Here is a 19,365-nt window from a genome sequence, read left to right on the forward strand (position 1 = left end):
TAATTACTTGTTTAACAATAAATCCTCGATTAAAAGAAATAAAAATTTATTGTTAAACAATAAATTCCATGTTAAATTAATAAGATATTAAATAAATGAGGTGCTTTTTATGAAACAAGGATCCACACTCTTTTTAAAGACCGTTGTGATTCTGATCGGAATCCCTGTTCTTGCTATGTGCATTTTTTTAGTCCCTAAAATAGGAAATTTCGCCGCAGAATTATATCCAGATATTGCATATATTAAATATCTTGTATTTATCAACTTATACGCAACAGCACTACCTTATTACTTCGCACTGTACCAAACATTTAAGCTTTTAAACTATATTGATAAAAACAACGCATTTTCAGAGTTATCTGTTAAAGCTTTAAAAAATATTAAGTACAGCGCATTGGCAATTAGTGTATTATATGTATTAGGTATGCCACTTTTCTATCTTGTGGCAGAGAGAGATGACGCCCCTGGCATTATTATTATCGGAATGATTATGATTTTTGCTTCAATGGTAATCGCGGTCTTTGCTGCCGTTCTCCAAAGACTATTAAAAGATGCTATAGATATAAAATCAGAAAATGATTTAACGGTCTGAGGTGAATAATATGGCAATTATCATTAATATTGATGTAATGTTAGCGAAAAGAAAAATGAGTGTAACAGAGCTTTCGGAGAAGGTTGGAATTACAATGGCTAACCTTTCTATTTTGAAAAACGGAAAAGCAAAAGCAGTTCGGTTTTCAACTTTAGAAGCAATATGTAAAGCATTAGAATGCCAACCGGGTGATATTTTAGAATATCAACCTGAAGAAACCGAATAAAAAGAGTCCTTCATACGAGAAGGACTCTTTTTATTACACATTACGGCGCAAAACTAATTTGACCAGTAAACAATAGGATAATTGCTATGATCCAAAATATAAAAAATGATGAGGACAGTATTAATGAAAGAATAGCAATTCCCTTCTTCTCTGTTCTTTTCGTCATTGTGATTATTGAAAGCATGATACCTACACCTGTCAGGGCAATTGTAATATAATCTCCAACTATATTACCTGCATTCGCTATCCTTGTTGGCGTTATAAACACGAATAGAAAACACAAAATACCGATGAGTAAAGATATATAGCTTATTATACTGTACTTCTTTTTAGGAACTATTTCTGTTTTCATACTAACCCCACCCCTTCTATATAGCTATGAGTTCATATTAACACGAATAACCATAATTTGGTTAAAACATAAAAAAGATAAAGTGGACGCTATCACTTTATCCTTCAGTTTATTTCTATCTAACAATTAACCTGGCTACTTCTTTAATAAAGATGGACGGACATTCTTTAACTCCTAGCAATTTTTATATACAGAAAATAAAATGAAATAGTTCTAAAAAATAAAGACTGTACCTTTAAAATGAAATATACAGTCTTAAATACTAACTTATTTTATAAAGAAAACTCTCTATTTATCACTACCTTAAAAAACTCCGAGTAATGTGATAAAGAATAATCCGCTACATCACAATTACCTTGAAACATACATGTTGAAATACCTAATTCTTTTGCAGGTAATAAATCTAATTCTCTATCTCCAATAGCTAAATCAATATTGTATTTTTTATGCAGATGATTATAAGCCAAAGAGTTCGGCTTTCGAGGAAAGCCATCGTCAATTGTAACCATATCTACGAAGTATTTTTCCCAGCCGTAATATTTTAAAATGGCCATAACCCCTTTCCTATGTTTATGGGTCATAATCACATTTTTATTTGCAAATTTCAAAACCTCTTCGACACCCGCAAAAGGTTCCATATCTTTTGGAGTAAATTTCCCCTTCAAAACTTTAATTTTTTCTTCCTGCTCGCATGAAATATTATAATATTGAATTGCATGAGAGTATGATATTTTTAAGTTTTTGTATATTTCTTGTTTTTCTACTGAATCACCTAATATTTCAGAAAGCATCATTGTATATGCAGGATACGTATCAAATAACGTCCCATCAAAATCCCATAAAATATTCATTCTATTCACCTTCTATTTTCAAATCATTCAATGACTAAATCCGCCCTATCCTTCGGCAATTCCATTTCTAAGTAATAATCCTCTGCTTTCCAATACCTATTTTCAAACTTTGAAAGGTTTTTCTGCGTTTTTTCACTCTCACGTAGAAACCTTGTCTCTCTTGGACAGTCCAAATAGACCATATAATGAAAGAAATCTCTCCATTCTTTTCGCTGTAGAAAGACTCCTTCAATAACAATTACGCCTACAATAGGAATCTGTACTTTTTTCATTTCACATGAGTCTGTTTCCTCTTGATAAAAAGGCAAAGTCAGTTTTGTCTCATGTTGTAACTTCTGAAAAAACTTCTGCCTCAAGTATGGAATATCCCACTGTAAACAATAATACTCATACCATTCTTCATATCCTGTATGATAGCGTTTATTACGCTCCACTATGTGATCATCAATATGAAAAATATGAAACGGAATGCCTTCTTGTTTCATATTTTCTTTTAAATTTGCTACGAATGTTGTTTTTCCAGATCGACTTAAACCATCTATACCTAAAATGAATCTATTTTCCCTATGCTTCTTCATAATCTTTATAAGTTCGTTTGTGCTCATTACTTCTTCCACTCTTCTTTTAATAAAGAATATAAAATAGTATCATGAGCAACTCCATTTTGAATCATATGTTTTCGAAGTAATCCTTCTTCTTGAAACCCTGCTTTACTTAATAATTTTTGAGAAGCTTTATTTTCTACATATACAACAGCAGCAATTCTTATAAGTTGCAATGTTTCAAACCCGTAAGCTAAAATCGCCTGTAACGCTTCCGTTGCGTACCCTTGTCCCCAATATGTATCATCTAATTCATAACCAATTTCAGCTCGTCTATGATGATTGTTAATTAAATGAAATCCACACGTCCCAATTAATTGGCCCGTCCCTTTTTTCTCGATTCCCCAGCGAAATACACTTCCTTCTTCATAACGATTTTTAAACGTTTGAATCGTTGTTTTCGCTTGCTCAATATTTTGGAAAGAATCCATTCCGAAATAACGTATAACAGATTCTTTCGAAAAATAACGGAACATCGTTTCCGCATCTAATAGTGTAAGTTCTCTTAAGAATAAACGTTCTGTTTCTAGTTTCGGAAATCCCATCTCTCTTTCTCCCTCTATTCTAATGAACTACAAATTTCAATATAATTTCCATCTGGATCAGCAATGTAAGAAATTGTTTGTCCCCACGGTTTTACAATAGGTTCAACTAAAATCTTAATACCTTGTTCTCTAAATTGCTCAATCGTTTCTTGTACATTCTCAACAACGAATCCTAATTCGAAATGAGAAGACTGTAATTCACCTTCTGTAAGCGGTAGTCCTGTTAATTCTTTCACATCTTGCCGCGTATTCATCGCTAAAATGGTAGTTCCAGTATTAAATTCAATATATGTACCGTGCTCTGCTTTTATAGGTAACTGTAAAATATCTTTATAGAATTTTAAACATTCCTCAAACTTTTCTACATATAAAATGATGTACTTCATTTTCAAATCCATTTTACATCCCCCTTTATATCTACCCCTAAAATTTCGACAAAAGTCTCATAAAAACCTTGTTCTTTGTAGTAATGAGCAAAAAAAATGAGGCCGATTTCTCGGCCCCCCAGCTTATTGGCATAAAACAGGAGATTTGGTTTGGACATAACCAGTTCGTACTTTTATTATATTTTATTTTTTCTGAATTTTAAATACATTAAACACCTATTTATATTGAGAAAGTTTTTTGCTTGCATAAAATTAAAGAGTTTAAGAAATGATACAAATGGAGGTGTATACATATGGAACCAATGCTATGTCCAAGTTGTAAAACGAACCGTACTCGCTTTAATATTCTTGAGCAACAAGTAAAACCAGTCAAATTAAATCCACAAACTGGTCAAGTAGAAGAAGAATATACAAATGACACGATGAATGCTTTTCATATGGCCTATCAAGGACCTACTTATCGCGTCCAATGCGCTGTATGTGGGCTTGTTGAAAACCCAGAACAATTTATTAAACCTGCTCAAAATCAGTCTTTCTAATAAAAACATTATTATCCCTTATAGAAATAGATTTTTCTATAAGGGATTTTTCCGTTTAATAACTTAATTAAAAATGTGTTTCTTCCTTATTATATGTTAAACTTCGCACTCTTTTAGAAATGTTTACATAAGAGAGGTAAAACAAACAATAAAAAGATAACGCTTCCATCAATATTTCTACTATTAACTTGTCATATAGTCATCTTTTACTTTTGGATCTTCGATTGGGAGAAAATAACGACTCCTTACGATCTAACAATATGGATTGTTTCTACTATTTGTAGTCTTTTACTTTACTACCATTTTTAAAATCAAAAATCTAATAAATTAATATTAATTGCTAGTTCGTTATTGTTGATTATTTCTTCTTCATTTATGATTTTTTTAGGTGTTGTTACTGATATTATCTTTGTAACTGTTAGTTCTATGAATTAAAAAGTTGGTCTTTTATTATATAAAAAAGAATGAACAAAAAAAATATATATAGAAATTAGAGAAGTTGATTCCCATCAATATATATCTTCTCTAAGAATATCACTCTTTGTTAAAATATTTCCTTTTTTAACTTTTTAATCTTCCTAAATAAATTAATAAACGCATATAAATATATACAAACTAAAAACCCTACCATACCTTTATATAATCCTGATTCTGATACTCCAAGAAAACATAAGTAAAGCACTGGAATTAACATTACAAACATAATTGCAACGAACTGTATCAATTCAACAAGTTTTTGTATCTTCGTTTCTTTGTCTGAATAAATATCAGGTAACTCATTTTCCTCTTCTACTTCTTTACAAAAGTAATTCCACTTCGCAAAACTCGTTACATGTTTCCAACCACACATTTCATATATTTCGATATATTCTTTTTGTTTTTCTGTCGAATCTTTATACTCTAATCTAAAGTCTGCTTTATATACTACATCTTTCGGCTCAGTTTTCTTAAACCTATACATTACGTTATACTTTTGTAACGCCCAGCCTTGTTGATGCATTTTTCTTAAAAAAGCTTCTTCTTTTTCCAAGCTCCATATCGCAAAAGGTTTGAATACCTTCTTTGTCTCCATTTCCCATTCACTCCCCTAATATACTATTTCCATTCCTTACAGATCTCTGCAATCTGTTATATTCTAGCTCTAACACTTCTCTCCCAAACGGCGTTAACTCATAGCACTTCTTTCTATCTGTAGAGGCAACTTCAACAATTAATTTTTCTTTAAGTAATTTCGTCGTATTCCCGTATAAAGTACCAGGACCGAGCTTTACTTCCCCATTTGTCATCTCTTCTACCATTTGCATAATTCCATATCCGTGCATTGGTTTCACTAGTGATAACAGTATGTAATATGTCGCCTCAGTTAACGGAATATATTTTTGCGCCTTCCCATTCATTATAACTACCTCCGATACATCGCCTTATGATATATCGACTTACGATACATCGTATATCGATATTGTATAATCATATTCCAAAATATGCAAGAGTAATTTAATAATTAAATATCCATTTCTTTGAATTAAAAAAACATACAAATTTTCTGAATAATTTGTTAAAATATAGAAATATTAGCTCTTTTATAATGAAAGGAATGGTACATATGATACATAAATTGAAAGAAAACATCGGATCTGTGTTTGTTGGGAAAGAAAATGTTATTGATCTACTGCTCGTTTCACTTCTTGCTGATGGACATGCACTACTCGAAGACGTGCCTGGTACTGGGAAAACGTTACTGGCGAAAACCATTTCCAAAAGTATTGGTGGTAGTTTTTCTCGCGTTCAATTCACCCCTGATGTACTTCCAAGTGATATAACAGGTATTGAATACTTCAACCCAAAAACAAGCGAATTCGAATTAAGAATTGGACCAGTTATGACAAACATTTTGCTGGCAGATGAAATTAACCGTGCAATGCCGAGAACGCAGTCGAGTTTGTTAGAAGCGATGGAAGAACGACAAGTGACGCTCGAAAAACAATCTACGCCTCTGCCGAAACCGTTCTTTGTTATTGCGACGCAAAACCCAATTGAATCACAAGGGACTTTCCCTCTTCCAGATGCACAGCTTGATCGCTTTTTAATGACGATTTCAATCGGTTATCCTACTCCTGAAGATGAGCTACAAATGATGCGACGTTTTCGTAACGATATACCATTAGAACGTGTCACACCTGTTATCTCATTAGAAGATATATTAGAATCACAGAAAAGAGTAAAAGAAATTTTCATATCAGAACCGTTAGAACATTACATAATTAAACTTGCGCAAGCTACTCGAAATCACGATTATATCGCTAACGGTGTAAGCCCACGTGCCACACTTTCTTTAGTGCGCGCAGTTCAAGCATTAGCCTTCTTACGCGGGAGAGAATATTGCACACCAGAAGATATACAATTTTTAGCTCCTTCTGTTTGGAATCACCGTATTGTCTTATCAATGGAAGGTGCCCTGCGCACGACTAAAAATGATATTATGCAAAGTATTTTAAAAGAAATTGACGTACCTGTGGAGATTGAGCAAGCATGAATGGACAGCGTGTTGTAACTGTACCTTTATTTTTTCAACTCCATATTATTCAACTAACTGTGCCAGGCGCTATACTATTTACGTTTTTTATGCCGCAACGAATTATAATGTTTCTCTTTTTCTCCTATTATTTATTTGCGATTTTCATTTATAAATATGTCGCTTACATAGAGAAAAAATTTGAAGTTATAAACGAGAAACAAACCACTCGGCTTTTCCCTGATGAATCTGGACAGTTTTTTATTCATTTGAAAAACGGTGCAAACATACCACTCGTTAATGGTGTTTGTTATTTTCATTTAGATTCGTCTCTTATACAGCATAAAGATCAAGGAATTGAACAAATATCAAAAACGTTATTCTCTTTTCCATTTTCACAACCTGCACATTCGGCACAAAAGTGGGATTTAACATTAACCACAACGAAACGTGGTGTGTTTCAAATTGAACAGTTTGAATGTGTATTAAAAGATCCTTTTCATTTATTAACTGTACACCTACCCGTTTTCGATAAGTTAAAAACTGAAATTATTGTGTACCCTTCTCCTAAAGAAGTCGCAGGGTTGCAAGAACTTCAGCAGCTTCTAACTGGTTCTTATCGAACGAATTTTTCTTTTTACAATGATGAAACATCTATTATCGGTGTTAAACGATATGAGCGTGAGTCTTTCCGATCTATTCATTGGAAGGCATCTGCTAAAATGCAACAATTACAAGCGAAGCAATATGAACCTGTAAAAAATTATAGTTGGACCATTTGTCTTTCTTTAGCTGCCGATCGCGGGTTTGGTTGGAAAGATAACGTTGAAGATTTAATTTCATTTGCAACATACATTTGCCAATATGCAACGAAGCAGCAAATACCGTTTGAATTATTTATTAGTGTATTAGCAGAAGGTGGTGCATTACATTTATCTTTATATGAAGGGCAAACACAATATGCAAAAGCTTTAGAAGAATTAGCACGTATTTCAGATGATAGTACGTTACTTCCGAAACAAGGATTCCTTCATTATGTAACGAGAAAGAGAGAACGTTCGTCTACAATGATATACATTGGTTTACAGAAAAATGAACTCCCTCTTCTCTCGCAGCCAACGTTCCTCATTAATAGCGAAGGGATGGTGGAATCCGTTGAAAACTTGGCTCTATCACGTTAATGACTTTATTTTGCTTCTCCTCCTTTCATTATTAACAGACAGGGATGACCTTGTTGCTATTTCCATATTTTTAGCAACAGGCTATGTAGGCGTATTTCTTATTCATAAATTCATGAAGAAAAAAACAACAGGATTTGTCATACTGTTCATTACTCAAATAATCGGTTGTTCTTTCCTTCTCCCATTCTCTCTATTCGGCGCAATTATGTTACCGCTTTTCTTCTTTATCGTACATGTAGTCGGACCAGGATATCCGGTACAAAAATCATTAGGCGGTATTGTTTGGTTTGGTATTTCAGCCATATTTTATGCGCCCTTTCCACCTTTGTGGAAGCTGTTACTATTAGTTATACACATTATGATTACATTTTGGTTAACTGGGGCAAATCGGAATCAACAGTTATTACGTTTCATTTCTATCATTACGATTGGTGTAATGAGTATAGTACTTGTTCAAGTTTTTCCTTTTATTCGTCTTATTTTTAGCTTTATCACAGAAGTAGTCGCGTTAGGAGTCGGATACGCTATCAATCCGTTATTTTCAGCAGCTGAATTGAAAGATACTGAAGGGGTTTGGGCAAGTAAAGGGCATCTCTTAAAACCTAAAATTGAAGACAATGGGGAAAAACTTCCTGATTTTGACCCCACACTCATAAATAGCATTACCATAATAGCATGTACAGCTATCGCTATTTACGTCGTTTGGAAAATAGTAAAAAACCGAAAACAATTCAGTTTACCAAATATGCCCGCCTTCGAATCTACTATTATTACTAATAAAGAAGGAACGAACCAAAATCGTTTTAAACGAAATAAACCGCCGCATAACGAAATTCGGAAGGAAATTTTCAAGCTAGAGAGTAAGTTAACCCCTCCTTTAAATAGAAAACGGGGAGAAACTGTTGAGGCTTGGCTAGAAAGAATAAACGATGAAGAAGATGTAAATATTCAAAGTGATATTATTATAGACGCTTATAATACTGTGCGTTATTCAAATGGTGAAAACACTGTACTTCTGCATGAATTTAAGGAAGAGATTCATAAGCTTTATGCATATCAAAAACATTTGAAGAAAAGAAAGAAATAAGACAACAAAAGACTCCTATTTTTTCATTCATGTGCTCAGTTTAGGGAGAGAAAAATGCTAATAACCATTAGAAATAACACAATAATTTGTATGTATTTCGCATTATAAATAGCAAACTAAAACGCTCAGAAAATATTCTGAGCGTTTTCATTTCCTTCTTCAACTAAAGTACCAGTTAGTGCAAAAAGCTATTTCACCATTTGTATTGTTAACTTATCTTTTAACATTGAGCTATATGAGTCAATTTCATATTTTGTATTATTGATTTTTTCTTTTTTCATTTTTAACATATCGAATATTTCTAATTCTAAATTCCTTCTAGCTTCAAGAACTTTTATCGCTCCTTCTACACCTGAATGATTATGTTCTTTCCCATAGCCTTGGTTAGTGTAATAGTCGACGATTCCTGTGGACCATTCTGGAGTTCTTTCTTTTAGTGCCTTCCTAAATGAAAATTCAAGATTATCTTGTTCTACATACAATAACATTGGATTTAAATTCTCTATGATTTTTGCAACTTTCATTACATAATTTATTATTTTTTCTTTTTGTTCACCATATTTAATCATCCCAATAGTTAATGAGTTTTGTATGAAACAACATTCAAAGATATAAACCTTATTGTCTTCTAGAGCACTTTCAGTAAAGTCATTCCATTTGTCAGCAATTAATTCAACATTTTTATCGAATGGCAATTCATATATATCGTTTTTTGAAATATCGTTAAATAATTCGTCCGAAAACTGATCACCAAACTCATTTTTTATCTTTCTGTATGGTAATAAATAATTGCTTCCTTTTTTTAGAACTCTTTTAAGAAGCACTTCTTTAAAATCTCCACTGTTAGATAATAATCTATCAAATTCAAATTTATTAAAACAAGATACACCATCATAGTCGGCTGGATGGTTCAAATTTCCCTCTAAAAATAGTTCAACTTCAATTTTATTTTGGCTTAGAATTTCATTTATTAGCTTTGCAGTGGTTGATTTTCCAAATCCAGGTAAACCTTCTACTATTATTAGTTTTGTGTTCATAATTATAAATCCCTTTCTTCAAAGTATTTAACCAAGATAAAAAAATCACTTACTTCACTGCAATCACCCCTTCAAAATATGATATTCACCATTTCCTTTGAAAAATCCTGCTTAAAGTAACCTGACCGTTAGTTTAAGAACATTTTTTCACAATCTCTATAATTATTTTAACGTAATTTTCCATTTACCTTTTAAAAAATATAGTCCACCATTATTTGAGTGAACTATCTAAATTAAATTATATCTTTTAAATCAAACTATTTTCCAGCAATACCCAATCGTTATACTGGTGTTTTTACTGTTTTCTTTTTCCCTTCGTTTGTGGTAAATGGTATACAAAAGTTATAATGGGTTCGAATTATCGTTAGAGCCATTTGTGCGTATTTTGGATTAAAATTAGAATGGATATAACTTTTACCATCTCCACGAGCTATCATTAAAGGTCTTTCTAGACAACCAATTTAGCAATGGTTTTAGTATATAAAATAGCAAGAGTACATAAAAGTGCTTAAACATTTTAATAACAATATAAAAAGGGATGCTAAATCATATGTGATTTACATCCCTTTTTTGTTTGTTATTTTATATTTTCTCTCCCGTAACTGAACCCGTTATTTATTCATAGGAGTCTTTTTATACTTCTACGTTGCTTTTTAAATGGAAGCATTCTTCCCTGCTTCAATTTCTAATGACTCTTCATGCCACCAAAGTGTTTCTTCAGGGTCTTCTTTAGCGATTAGGTGTGCTTCTTTTTTCGTTTCTACTGTAGGATATGAACCTTTTAGCGCACGCCCTGAAGTCGTAACAAATAGTACACTAAATACAACTAATCCAATAATACTTACACCTGCTAAATAAAATGCCGGTGCGAGCGGGTTACCAGTTGCATGAACTAAGTATGAACATACGAGCGGTGTTGTTCCACCGAATATCGATACAGAAATATTAAATGAGATCGAAAGTGCTCGATAACGTACATCGGTGAAAAAGAGTGATGGTAATAATGAAGGTAATGTTCCTTCATATACACTTAAGAAGAAACCTAGTACGAAAATACCTGCAAATATAGCTGCAATATGTCCGTTACCTATTAGTAAAAATGCTGGAATTGCAAATACAGTTAAACCAAGTAAACCAATTTGCACAACGCGTTTATTACCAATTTTATCACTTAACTTACCGAAATATAGTGCTAGTGGAATCATAAGTGCCATCGTAATAGAAATAATTAATAAGCCTGTTGTTTCTTCGACTTTAAGTACTTGAGTTAGATAAGAAGGAATATACGAAAGAATCATATAATTTGTAATATTAAAGAAGGCGACAATTACTGTGCTTAATAAGAAGTCTTTTTTGTGATATTTAATAATATCCATAAATGAAAATTGTTCATTGTCTTCAGATTCCTCTTGTGCTTTTTCCATCTCTTCAAAGATTGGAGATTCATCTAGATGACGGCGTAAGTATAAACCGACCAAACCAATTGGTGCAGCTACTAAGAACGGAATACGCCATCCCCAGCTGAGCATTTGCTCATCTGTTAACAATAACGTCAAAATGGTAACAATTACCGATGCAGCAATGTAACCTGAGAGTGTTCCAATTTCAAGACCACTACCGAGTATACCACGCTTTTTATCTGGAGAAGATTCTGCGATATAAACCATTGCACCTGAATATTCGCCGCCTGTAGAGAAGCCTTGAATCATTCGGGCAACTAAAAGTAGTATTGGTGCCCATACACCAATTTGTTCATAGGTTGGTAGTAATGCGATGAATAATGTAGAAAGTGCCATTAAAATAATAGTAGTACTTAACACGATTTTTCGGCCGTACTTATCTCCTATTCTACCAAAGAATACACCTCCGATTGGTCGAACGAGAAAGGCTGCTGCAAATGTACCGAATGTAAGTACAAGCTGCAATCCACTATTATCAACACCTGAGAAGAATAATTGACTTAAAATAACCGCTAAATACGCGTATAATCCGAAGTCAAACCACTCCATTGCGTTTCCTATACCAGTAGCAATTACTGCTTTCCTGGCTTGTTTAGGATTGACAATATTAACGTCTTGAGGTTCAAAATTTAAATCATTATTTTGTTGCATATAATAAAACAGCTCCTTATTTAATTTAACTTCTTTAAGCACACCTTCTCTTATTGAATAAAATTAATTCGAAGCACTTAAGGAAAATTAACGTCTCCTTATCTGTTATTATTGTTTCACATAATTAATTATTTGTCCAATGAGATGCTCTCTATGTTAAGTAATTTACTATTTTAAAAAGCTAAAGAAGCCGCTAAAATAGCGGCTTCTTTAGCTTTTTATATTTTTTTATATTTTTTTAAATACTTGCTGTAGCAGCTATGTTATGAACACAGGAAATAAACTCATAAGTGAATGCGTCAATTTCCTCTTTCGTAATAATATACGGCGGAAGTAATCGAATAATATTCCCTTGTGTTACATCGACCAACATCCCTTTATTCATTAACTCAATCTGTAATTTCTTCACATTTTCATTCGTGTCATTCACACTTATCCCAAACATCATCCCCGCATGACGCACTTCCTGAATATAATAAGAATTTTCTTTCTGAATGTCTTGCAGTTTGTCATTTAAATATAGTGACGTTTCATAAGCTTCTTGCATTAACCCATCATCAAGTAATGTATTTAATACAGTTAAACCTAATGCTGTTCCCATTGATGAGTGAGCAAACGTTGTCCCGTGATCTCCTGGTGAAAATACATCACATAACTTTTCACCTACAATAATTCCCCCTAGCGGTATCCCGCCTCCTGCTCCTTTACCGATTTGAATAATGTCCGGTGTAATATTAAAATTTTGATAAGCAAATAGTTTTCCCGTTCGACCCATTCCACTTTGAACTTCATCAACGACAAGAAGTACATTATATTTTTTACATAAATTTTGAACACCATGTAAATATTCACTTGATAAAGGATAAATCCCCCCGCTACCTAAAACAGGCTCTAGCATAATCGCAATTGGATTTTCTTTAATAATGGTTTCTTCTAATTGGTCTATATTCTCGCGCTCTACTTCATATACAGGAATAGATGTTTTAGGAAAATTTTGATATACCTTTTCTTGTCTCGTAAAATGTAGTGCCCCTAACGTCCTCCCGTGAAAACTATCTTTTAACACAACTACTCCATCACGCTCTTCATTCGCAATAGATCTATATTTATCAATTAATTTTAATGTCGTTTCTGTCGCTTCCGTACCAGAGTTTGTAAAAAAGACTTTTCCGCTTTTTAAAGTACAACCTACTAATTTCTTTGCATACTCAATTGCAACTGGGTTTAAAAAATGAAACGGTAAATGCAACGATTTCGCAACTTGCTCCATTGTCGTTTGTACAATTTTAGGATGATTATATCCTAATACATTTACTCCTACGCCAGAAAATAAATCTAAATACTCTTTACCATCTACATCATACAGTTTACACCCTTCTCCCCTTTCCATTGCAACCTCTGTACGACAATATGTAGACATCATATATTCTTTATCTAATTGAAACCAATCCGACATACTAAATTCCTCCTAGTTATTTTCCCTGTTTATTTCTGTTCATTCTCTATAAAGTCATGTATAAATTCATTTTTCAGATTGAAATTTTAATAGTCATTTTCTTCACGATATTCATTTTTCCATAATTTCTTCTATTTCAACAGGTCCACTACATATGTGTTTTTTTCATCTAGCGGTATGTTACTGCTTTGAACTTTGCATGTCATACATAATCAAGACTATAAAATCATATTTAGTAACAATCGACGAAAAAATTTGGAGGCTATATCGATGAATGAAAAATATGATAAAAATAGGAACAATTTATTAGAAGAAGAGTTTAATAAACATCGAGAATTTACTGAACCAGCTAAACTTCATTCGCAAACAATTGGTGCGCGCGGGCCTGTACTAGAGCAAGATAGTGTACTGCATGAGTCATTACAAGAATTTATTCATGAAAAAATTTTAGAAAGACCTGTTCATGTAAAAGGTTTTGGTGCGTTCGGTTATTTTCAAACGATCTATCCGATGTTTGAACATACTAAATTAAGTTTTTTACAAAATTCTAATGAGAAAGTTCCTGTTATGGTGCGATTTTCGTTAGCTGTTAGTACGAAAGGAACACCGGATACTTCTAGAAATGTACGCGGTTTTTCCACAAAATTTTATACGAAAGAAGGCATTTTTGACCTTTTATGCAATCACATCCCTGTTTTTTCTGTTCGTGATCCGATGCGTTTCCCTGAAACGATTCAAGCATTATTGCCTTCACCTAAAAATAACTTAATAGACCCTAATAGATTTTGGAGTTTTGTCGCTAAAGCACCTGAATCTATTCATTTTGTTGTCCGTTTATACTCTAATAATGGTACGGCCAAAAGTCTTCGCCACATTCCAGGACATAGTGTTAATACATATGTATGGAGAAATGCGGAAGGTAATCGAAAGTATGTAAAGTATCATTGGTACCCATTTGAAGGTGTACAGTACATTACTAGTAAAGAAGCAATTAAACTAGCTGCTGAAAATCCTGATTATAGCGGGAAAGATTTATATGATGCTATTGAAAATGGTAAACCATTGGAGTATGGTTTATACGTCCAGCTCATGGATCTGAAAGATGAAGCTTACCTATCTTATGATCCTTTAGATGACACAAAAGTATGGGATGAACAGACGTATCCTCTCATACCAGTCGGGAAAATGGTATTAAATAAAAATCCTGAAAATTTTATGGAACAAGTAGAAAAAGTCGCATTTTCCCCTTCTAATTTACTGGATGGTGCAGAACTATCAGATGATAAAATGCTGCAAGGGCGCGCTAATATTTACAGTGATTCACAACGAAGAAGAATTGGTCCCGAATTTCGCAAATTAACGATTAACCAGCAGCAAGATTGGACACCGACTAAGCAAATAACGAGCGGTGACGGAAGATACGTTGAAGGTAAACTTGAAAGAACTTCTATAACAAAACAAAATGACTTTACGCAGGCTGGTGAATTTTATACGAAGTTACAGCCGATAGAAAAAGAACATCTCGCTGAAAACTTAGCTAGTGATTTGAAAGTTATATCCGATGATATTCGAAAGGTAGTTTTGGGGTATTTTCATAAAGTGTCAGCTGATTTGGTGAATAAAATTGAGAGTGCAATACAAAAGCTTTGAGAATAAAAAAAACGTCATTTTTAATCTATAAAATGACGTTTTTTTTATGGCGAAATTACTAGGAATTTCTACCGCCTCATTTACAAGTATTAACGAAATTTTTCTCCTTCAAAATTTCCGTTATTTCATTTGGGATTATGATACTCATATCTCTTTTTCAAATAATCTTTTTCACATTGCAACGGTTTGTATTCCACTATTTTCCCTTGCTTCTTTTGCGTTTCAGTAACAACCCATTCCCCTTTTTCAAGTTCAAGGTGTTTTATCACATTTGTATCGTCTATTTCTTTATAGAGTAAAAATGCTTCAAGCGGCTTTACAAACAATCTTGGCTCTCCTCTATATCCACCACTTTCAAAAACTTTAGTTAACGAATTATAATACGTATCATCAATCCGACCACCATACATTAAATGTGCAGCTTCTAAATCTCTTTTATTAACTTCCCAAAAGCCACCTTCATCAAAATCCAAATGAAATACGGATTTAATGTCCTTCATAATATTTTCCACATACTTTTCATCCCGAATTTTACTTTCTTCGAGACAATCTGAAGTTAACTTTGGTGCATCTGTTTGAGAATGTACAACGTGTTGTATCGATACACACAAAATAAATATGCTTAAGATGTACAATATTTTTTTCATAATTACATATCACCTCAAATGATTTAGATACTATATTATTTGAGGCTTACAATATTCTTATGCTAGAAATGAGAAAGGTCCTATAAAATAAATTTTTTATAGGACCTTTCCTTTTAATATTGCTTTATCAAATTCACGGGCGGGGCAACTACCTTACTACTTTTCACATCATATAATCCTATAGGTGTTACTCGTATAAAAGGCAAGTGCGTCGCAGAAAAGAATAAAATCGTAAATGCTGGATCGTTATAAGCATATCCTCGCGCTTGCAGTAAGTTCACCATCTTTTTCTCTTCTTGTATTAATTCACTCATCTTTACATCCGACATAATCCCGAGCAATGGTAATGCAATTTCGTGCAATACTTCATTCTTTTCAGCAATTACAATCCCTCCGCCAAGCTCTTTTACTCTATGAAAAGCTGTAAGCATATCTTCTTTACTCTTTCCAATAAGAATGATATCACCTGTACCTGAATAAGAACTAGCAAGGCCACCTAATTCATTCGCAAAACCTTTCACAACTGTATTCACTCGCCAACTGCCATCACGGGCAATCATCATGAGGAAACATTCATCATGAACAATAGACAGTTCATTAAGGCCTAAGTCGATTTCGCTAACGTATGGTTTTGTTATAACGTTATTCAATAAGTGTATACCTGCTTTATTAGAAAAAACCATATCCTCTTTTTCTATGGTCCAGTCTAACAGTAGTGGAGTTACTTTGAAGTTACTCCATTCTATAAGTAACGATTCATTTTTGTTTACTCTATCACGCTTTACCCATTGTCCTTTTGCGATTACACTCGTTGGCACCGGATTTTCTTTACTTTCTAAAATATTGACATTGGCGATTCTACCTGTCGCAATTGAACCATGCACATGCTCCATATTATAATAGCGAGCAATATTATAACTTGCCATATGGTATGCATCTATTACTGGCACTCCTTGTTTTATCGCGGTAGAAATCATAACGTTTGTCATTCCATTTGCATAAAACGAAGGATGTGAGCCGTCTGTAGTAAGAATAAATCTATCAAACTGCTTTACGCCTAGTTCCAACAATTCTTTCAGTAAAACTTCTAAATCTGGACGGATTGAAGAATTTCTTAGGGAAACAGTGTAACCTTGCATAAGACGAGCGAAAGCTTCCTGCCCTGTCATCGCCTCATGATCACAATCTGTACCTAACAGTTTTAACTTCGCTAAAGTCGTTTCAGATGCACCTGGAAAATGTCCTTCTACTTTTTTATGTAATCGTTTCGTTTCCTGCACCCAATGTAACATTTCATCATCACCATGTAATAATTTGGGCCATGCTGTTAGCTCGCCGCCTTGAATCACCGCTTCATGCTGTAGCCACTCTACTATTTCTTCACTATTAAACAAAGATTCCCCGTTTTGTAATTCAGTCTGTCCATCAAAACGGCACCACCAATACATACTTGCTGGAATCTTATTGAATTCATCTAATAAACGAAATGCTTCTTCACGCTTTAATGTGAAAAATAAAGTTAAATTATCATTAATAAAAGTTGTTGTCCCAAACTGCATCGCATGATTCGCTAGCGTCTCTGGGTTATACAACTGATATGGATGTGCATGGGGTTCTATGTAACCGGGTACGACATACTTTCCTTCACAATCAACAACTTCACACTCCGTTAATTGCTTTGGCAGCTGCTCCCCTACATATACAATTCGATCATTATATATCCAAATGTGCGCTGTCATCCACTCGCGTATATAGGAATTTAAATATGTTACATTCTTTAATAATATGTGTGGACTTCTTGTGCCGTCTAGTACTTCAACATGTTCTCGTAATTGCTTATTACTCCATTTAAAATGATTTTGTCCCATTGTATTCAACTCCACTGTTATATTAGTTAATATTAGAAATAATTAACAAACTAAAGTATCATCTATTCATAACTCCCCTTTATACCCCCTATTACTTTCATTATATGAAAAGATTATAAAAATAACAATTTTCAGAAATAAACACATTTCTTTTCTTCAAAATAAAAAGAATGCCATGCAACTGACATCCTTTTTATTTTTATCGTAAGCATTAAGATTGATTTTCACTTTGAAATACACTTGATGCCATATCATAAATGCAACTACTGTCCATAGTTGCGAACTTAAAAAAGCACCTCTTTTAAATATAACTATAAAAAAATTCCATTCACTTTCTTTTCATCTATTTATTAAATTCAATTTGCATCATTTTATTAAACTGTGGAACAATATCGACCCCACCTATAGAGTTGAGACTGATAGCCAATGTATGTTTGCCTCCAATTACTCCCCCAGCAAAAGTTGTAAATCCAGGAATTCCTCCTCCATGCCCCCAAACTGAAACACCGTTTGGAAGTTTAGTCTCATAGATTCCAAGACCGTATGCGTCACCAACCCCTTTTCCTTCTATAGGAACTGTAGTAAGCATTTCTTTTAGCTCGCGTTCCTTCAGTAACTTACCACCGAGTAAAGATGAAAAGAACTTATTTAAATCATCCGCATTAGAAATCATATCTCCAGCTGCATTAGCTAAACTCGGATTATAATAAGTAATATCTTTCAACTCGCCTGTTCCTTCCATTTTTACATATCCACGAGCATGATTCTTTCCTGGGATGACGGGTGAATTTCCTGGTAAAAACGTATTTGATAGGTCCAAAGGTTCAATAATTCGCTTTTCGATTTCTTCCGCATAACTATTTCCAGTTATTTTTTCAATAAGCATTCCTAGTATTACGTATCCTGTGTTTGAATACAACCAGTCTTTACCCGGCGAGAAATCTGGAGGCAGCGAAAGGCCTATTTTCACTATTTCTTCTGCTGTATACGTTTTTTTCGAATTCATTATGTCCGCGTCTTTTGACTTTAAGTATTCAGCGATACCACTCGTATGATTCAAAAGTTGTCGTATCGTAATTTGATTACCATTATACCCATTTCCTTGCACGAGACCCGGTAGCCACTTTTCAATTGGATCGTCAAGTTGTAAGCGCTTTTCTCCTACTAATTGAAGAATAGTCGTGGCAGTAAACGACTTCGTCACACTACCAATCCGAAAGCGATAATCCGAATTCACCGGTTTCTTTGTACTTAAGTCCGCCAAGCCAGCAGTAAAACTACTAGTTTTTCCGTTATTAGACGCCTTAGCTAATATTCCTACAGCACCAAGCTGTACTGTTTCCTGCATTACTTGTTTCCAGCCATTACGATTCTTTTGATCATGTACTTGTGACGAACTAGAAATATTTTGAGTTGACTCTGCAGTCACAGTAAAACCAGGTGTGAATAGAGCAGTACCCGCTAATAAAACTGCAAAACTTGCTAACTTAATTGAATTACATTTTTTCATAAGGCTTTCTCTCCTCCATTAATATCGGATTGATTCAAGCTATACTTTCATCCTATATGATAAATCTCTCTTTTTTCTTATCCATTCCTTACGAAATACTTACGTTTAAATTTAAATACGGTAAACTGAGGAAGAGTTATGCATGCAAATAAAAAGAGAACATGTTTTCATTTTTTATGTAAACATGTTCTCATAAACATTTAAAATTCTATA

The 19,365-nt window shown here is 33.5% G+C and carries 20 protein-coding genes and 2 pseudogenes; 8 read left to right on the top strand and 14 right to left on the bottom strand.

The annotated features are described in order from the left end of the window. Positions 1–109: 109 nt before the first annotated feature. Positions 110–592, top strand: coding sequence for a DUF2975 domain-containing protein (locus MR167_RS01200; protein WP_000809121.1), 483 nt, complete (start codon positions 110–112; stop codon positions 590–592). A gap of 10 nt (positions 593–602) precedes the next feature. Further along, on the top strand, positions 603–818 hold the full coding sequence (locus tag MR167_RS01205; protein ID WP_000974622.1) for a helix-turn-helix domain-containing protein: 216 nt from the start codon (positions 603–605) through the stop codon (positions 816–818). A 40-nt stretch (positions 819–858) separates the two neighbouring features. Here MR167_RS01205 and MR167_RS01210 read toward each other — a convergent pair whose 3' ends face one another. The 5 genes from MR167_RS01210 to MR167_RS01230 form a co-directional block, all read right to left on the bottom strand. Then, complete coding sequence (locus MR167_RS01210; protein WP_000845550.1) at positions 859–1,170, bottom strand: hypothetical protein; 312 nt, start codon at positions 1,168–1,170, stop codon at positions 859–861. 272 nt (positions 1,171–1,442) lie between these two features. After that, positions 1,443–2,021, bottom strand: a complete 579-nt coding sequence (locus MR167_RS01215; protein ID WP_001024238.1) for an HAD-IA family hydrolase — start codon at positions 2,019–2,021, stop codon at positions 1,443–1,445. Between the two features lie 23 nt (positions 2,022–2,044). Continuing rightward, on the bottom strand, positions 2,045–2,626 hold the full coding sequence (locus tag MR167_RS01220) for a kinase (RefSeq protein ID WP_000106089.1): 582 nt from the start codon (positions 2,624–2,626) through the stop codon (positions 2,045–2,047). Continuing rightward, positions 2,626–3,168 carry a GNAT family N-acetyltransferase gene (locus tag MR167_RS01225; protein ID WP_000506642.1) on the bottom strand — a complete coding sequence of 181 codons (543 nt, stop codon included), beginning with the start codon at positions 3,166–3,168 and terminating at the stop codon, positions 2,626–2,628. The genes MR167_RS01220 and MR167_RS01225 overlap by 1 nt, the downstream gene beginning before the upstream one ends. Before the next feature lie 14 nt (positions 3,169–3,182). Continuing rightward, the gene (locus MR167_RS01230; protein ID WP_000364500.1) at positions 3,183–3,566 is read right to left on the bottom strand and encodes a VOC family protein; all 384 of its coding nucleotides are present in this window, start codon (positions 3,564–3,566) and stop codon (positions 3,183–3,185) included. 281 nt (positions 3,567–3,847) lie between these two features. Between MR167_RS01230 and MR167_RS01235 the strand changes: the two genes are divergently transcribed. Together MR167_RS01235 and MR167_RS01240 are read left to right on the top strand one after the other, a co-directional pair. Beyond that, the gene (locus tag MR167_RS01235; RefSeq protein ID WP_000433605.1) at positions 3,848–4,093 is read left to right on the top strand and encodes a hypothetical protein; all 246 of its coding nucleotides are present in this window, start codon (positions 3,848–3,850) and stop codon (positions 4,091–4,093) included. A gap of 156 nt (positions 4,094–4,249) precedes the next feature. Next, a pseudogene (locus tag MR167_RS01240) lies at positions 4,250–4,528 on the top strand (hypothetical protein). A 109-nt stretch (positions 4,529–4,637) separates the two neighbouring features. Here the strand turns inward: MR167_RS01240 and MR167_RS01245 are convergent. Continuing rightward, positions 4,638–5,093 (bottom strand): DUF2812 domain-containing protein, encoded by a 456-nt coding sequence (locus tag MR167_RS01245; protein WP_003263013.1) that lies wholly within the window; start codon positions 5,091–5,093, stop codon positions 4,638–4,640. Positions 5,094–5,172: 79 nt separating this feature from the next. Continuing rightward, positions 5,173–5,490, bottom strand: a complete 318-nt coding sequence (locus tag MR167_RS01250; protein ID WP_001013435.1) for a PadR family transcriptional regulator — start codon at positions 5,488–5,490, stop codon at positions 5,173–5,175. A gap of 206 nt (positions 5,491–5,696) precedes the next feature. Here MR167_RS01250 and MR167_RS01255 point away from each other — a divergent pair, with 206 nt between their 5' ends. Genes MR167_RS01255 through MR167_RS01265 form a run of 3 tightly spaced genes read left to right on the top strand, consistent with a single transcriptional unit; the run spans position 5,697 to position 8,873 of the window. After that, a complete protein-coding gene (locus tag MR167_RS01255; RefSeq protein WP_242313716.1) occupies positions 5,697–6,626 on the top strand; it encodes an AAA family ATPase in 930 nt (309 codons plus the stop codon). Next, positions 6,623–7,786 carry a DUF58 domain-containing protein gene (locus tag MR167_RS01260; RefSeq protein WP_242313718.1) on the top strand — a complete coding sequence of 388 codons (1,164 nt, stop codon included), beginning with the start codon at positions 6,623–6,625 and terminating at the stop codon, positions 7,784–7,786. The genes MR167_RS01255 and MR167_RS01260 overlap by 4 nt, the downstream gene beginning before the upstream one ends. Next, entirely contained in the window at positions 7,761–8,873 is a 1,113-nt protein-coding gene (locus MR167_RS01265) for a DUF4018 domain-containing protein (protein WP_242313720.1), read from the top strand. Before MR167_RS01260 ends, MR167_RS01265 begins: the two co-directional genes overlap by 26 nt. A 188-nt stretch (positions 8,874–9,061) precedes the next feature. On the opposite strand, the gene MR167_RS01270 is transcribed toward MR167_RS01265, so the two are convergent. The 4 genes and pseudogenes from MR167_RS01270 to MR167_RS01280 all read right to left on the bottom strand — a co-directional run bounded on the left by MR167_RS01270 (position 9,062) and on the right by MR167_RS01280 (position 13,477). Next, complete coding sequence (locus tag MR167_RS01270; RefSeq protein WP_001093192.1) at positions 9,062–9,910, bottom strand: P-loop NTPase family protein; 849 nt, start codon at positions 9,908–9,910, stop codon at positions 9,062–9,064. A gap of 281 nt (positions 9,911–10,191) precedes the next feature. Beyond that, positions 10,192–10,371: pseudogene (locus MR167_RS33595) on the bottom strand (hypothetical protein); the annotation flags it as partial. A 192-nt stretch (positions 10,372–10,563) separates the two neighbouring features. Next, positions 10,564–12,021 carry an MFS transporter gene (locus tag MR167_RS01275; protein WP_001186930.1) on the bottom strand — a complete coding sequence of 486 codons (1,458 nt, stop codon included), beginning with the start codon at positions 12,019–12,021 and terminating at the stop codon, positions 10,564–10,566. Between the two features lie 238 nt (positions 12,022–12,259). Further along, positions 12,260–13,477 carry an aspartate aminotransferase family protein gene (locus tag MR167_RS01280; RefSeq protein WP_001286468.1) on the bottom strand — a complete coding sequence of 406 codons (1,218 nt, stop codon included), beginning with the start codon at positions 13,475–13,477 and terminating at the stop codon, positions 12,260–12,262. 270 nt (positions 13,478–13,747) lie between these two features. Here MR167_RS01280 and MR167_RS01285 point away from each other — a divergent pair, with 270 nt between their 5' ends. Then, positions 13,748–15,127, top strand: coding sequence for a catalase (locus MR167_RS01285; protein ID WP_242313722.1), 1,380 nt, complete (start codon positions 13,748–13,750; stop codon positions 15,125–15,127). 125 nt (positions 15,128–15,252) lie between these two features. On the opposite strand, the gene MR167_RS01290 is transcribed toward MR167_RS01285, so the two are convergent. From MR167_RS01290 to MR167_RS01300, 3 genes are all read right to left on the bottom strand, one after another. After that, the gene (locus MR167_RS01290; RefSeq protein ID WP_000723219.1) at positions 15,253–15,774 is read right to left on the bottom strand and encodes a hypothetical protein; all 522 of its coding nucleotides are present in this window, start codon (positions 15,772–15,774) and stop codon (positions 15,253–15,255) included. Between the two features lie 113 nt (positions 15,775–15,887). After that, the gene (locus MR167_RS01295; RefSeq protein ID WP_000531325.1) at positions 15,888–17,642 is read right to left on the bottom strand and encodes an adenine deaminase C-terminal domain-containing protein; all 1,755 of its coding nucleotides are present in this window, start codon (positions 17,640–17,642) and stop codon (positions 15,888–15,890) included. A gap of 343 nt (positions 17,643–17,985) precedes the next feature. Then, on the bottom strand, positions 17,986–19,152 hold the full coding sequence (locus MR167_RS01300; protein WP_000710629.1) for a serine hydrolase domain-containing protein: 1,167 nt from the start codon (positions 19,150–19,152) through the stop codon (positions 17,986–17,988). Between the last annotated feature and the right edge of the window lie 213 nt (positions 19,153–19,365).

The sequence above is a fragment of the Bacillus cereus group sp. BfR-BA-01355 genome (assembly GCF_022663675.1).
In the GTDB taxonomy this organism is placed as follows: domain Bacteria; phylum Bacillota; class Bacilli; order Bacillales; family Bacillaceae_G; genus Bacillus_A; species Bacillus_A thuringiensis_S.

Excerpts from the sequence above, each read along its gene's own strand:
- MR167_RS01260 (WP_242313718.1), top strand. The coding sequence starts at position 6,623 with ATGAATGGACAGCGTGTTGTAACTGTACCTTTATTTTTTCAACTCCAT.
- MR167_RS01200 (WP_000809121.1), top strand. The coding sequence starts at position 110 with ATGAAACAAGGATCCACACTCTTTTTAAAGACCGTTGTGATTCTGATC.
- MR167_RS01225 (WP_000506642.1), bottom strand. The coding sequence starts at position 3,168 with ATGGGATTTCCGAAACTAGAAACAGAACGTTTATTCTTAAGAGAACTT.
- MR167_RS01275 (WP_001186930.1), bottom strand. The coding sequence starts at position 12,021 with ATGCAACAAAATAATGATTTAAATTTTGAACCTCAAGACGTTAATATT.
- MR167_RS01300 (WP_000710629.1), bottom strand. The coding sequence starts at position 19,152 with ATGAAAAAATGTAATTCAATTAAGTTAGCAAGTTTTGCAGTTTTATTA.
- MR167_RS01270 (WP_001093192.1), bottom strand. The coding sequence starts at position 9,910 with ATGAACACAAAACTAATAATAGTAGAAGGTTTACCTGGATTTGGAAAA.
- MR167_RS01250 (WP_001013435.1), bottom strand. The coding sequence starts at position 5,490 with ATGAATGGGAAGGCGCAAAAATATATTCCGTTAACTGAGGCGACATAT.
- MR167_RS01280 (WP_001286468.1), bottom strand. The coding sequence starts at position 13,477 with ATGTCGGATTGGTTTCAATTAGATAAAGAATATATGATGTCTACATAT.
- MR167_RS01210 (WP_000845550.1), bottom strand. The coding sequence starts at position 1,170 with ATGAAAACAGAAATAGTTCCTAAAAAGAAGTACAGTATAATAAGCTAT.
- MR167_RS01290 (WP_000723219.1), bottom strand. The coding sequence starts at position 15,774 with ATGAAAAAAATATTGTACATCTTAAGCATATTTATTTTGTGTGTATCG.
- MR167_RS01205 (WP_000974622.1), top strand. The coding sequence starts at position 603 with ATGGCAATTATCATTAATATTGATGTAATGTTAGCGAAAAGAAAAATG.
- MR167_RS01235 (WP_000433605.1), top strand. The coding sequence starts at position 3,848 with ATGGAACCAATGCTATGTCCAAGTTGTAAAACGAACCGTACTCGCTTT.
- MR167_RS01285 (WP_242313722.1), top strand. The coding sequence starts at position 13,748 with ATGAATGAAAAATATGATAAAAATAGGAACAATTTATTAGAAGAAGAG.
- MR167_RS01295 (WP_000531325.1), bottom strand. The coding sequence starts at position 17,642 with ATGGGACAAAATCATTTTAAATGGAGTAATAAGCAATTACGAGAACAT.
- MR167_RS01220 (WP_000106089.1), bottom strand. The coding sequence starts at position 2,626 with ATGAGCACAAACGAACTTATAAAGATTATGAAGAAGCATAGGGAAAAT.
- MR167_RS01230 (WP_000364500.1), bottom strand. The coding sequence starts at position 3,566 with ATGGATTTGAAAATGAAGTACATCATTTTATATGTAGAAAAGTTTGAG.
- MR167_RS01245 (WP_003263013.1), bottom strand. The coding sequence starts at position 5,093 with ATGCATCAACAAGGCTGGGCGTTACAAAAGTATAACGTAATGTATAGG.
- MR167_RS01255 (WP_242313716.1), top strand. The coding sequence starts at position 5,697 with ATGATACATAAATTGAAAGAAAACATCGGATCTGTGTTTGTTGGGAAA.
- MR167_RS01215 (WP_001024238.1), bottom strand. The coding sequence starts at position 2,021 with ATGAATATTTTATGGGATTTTGATGGGACGTTATTTGATACGTATCCT.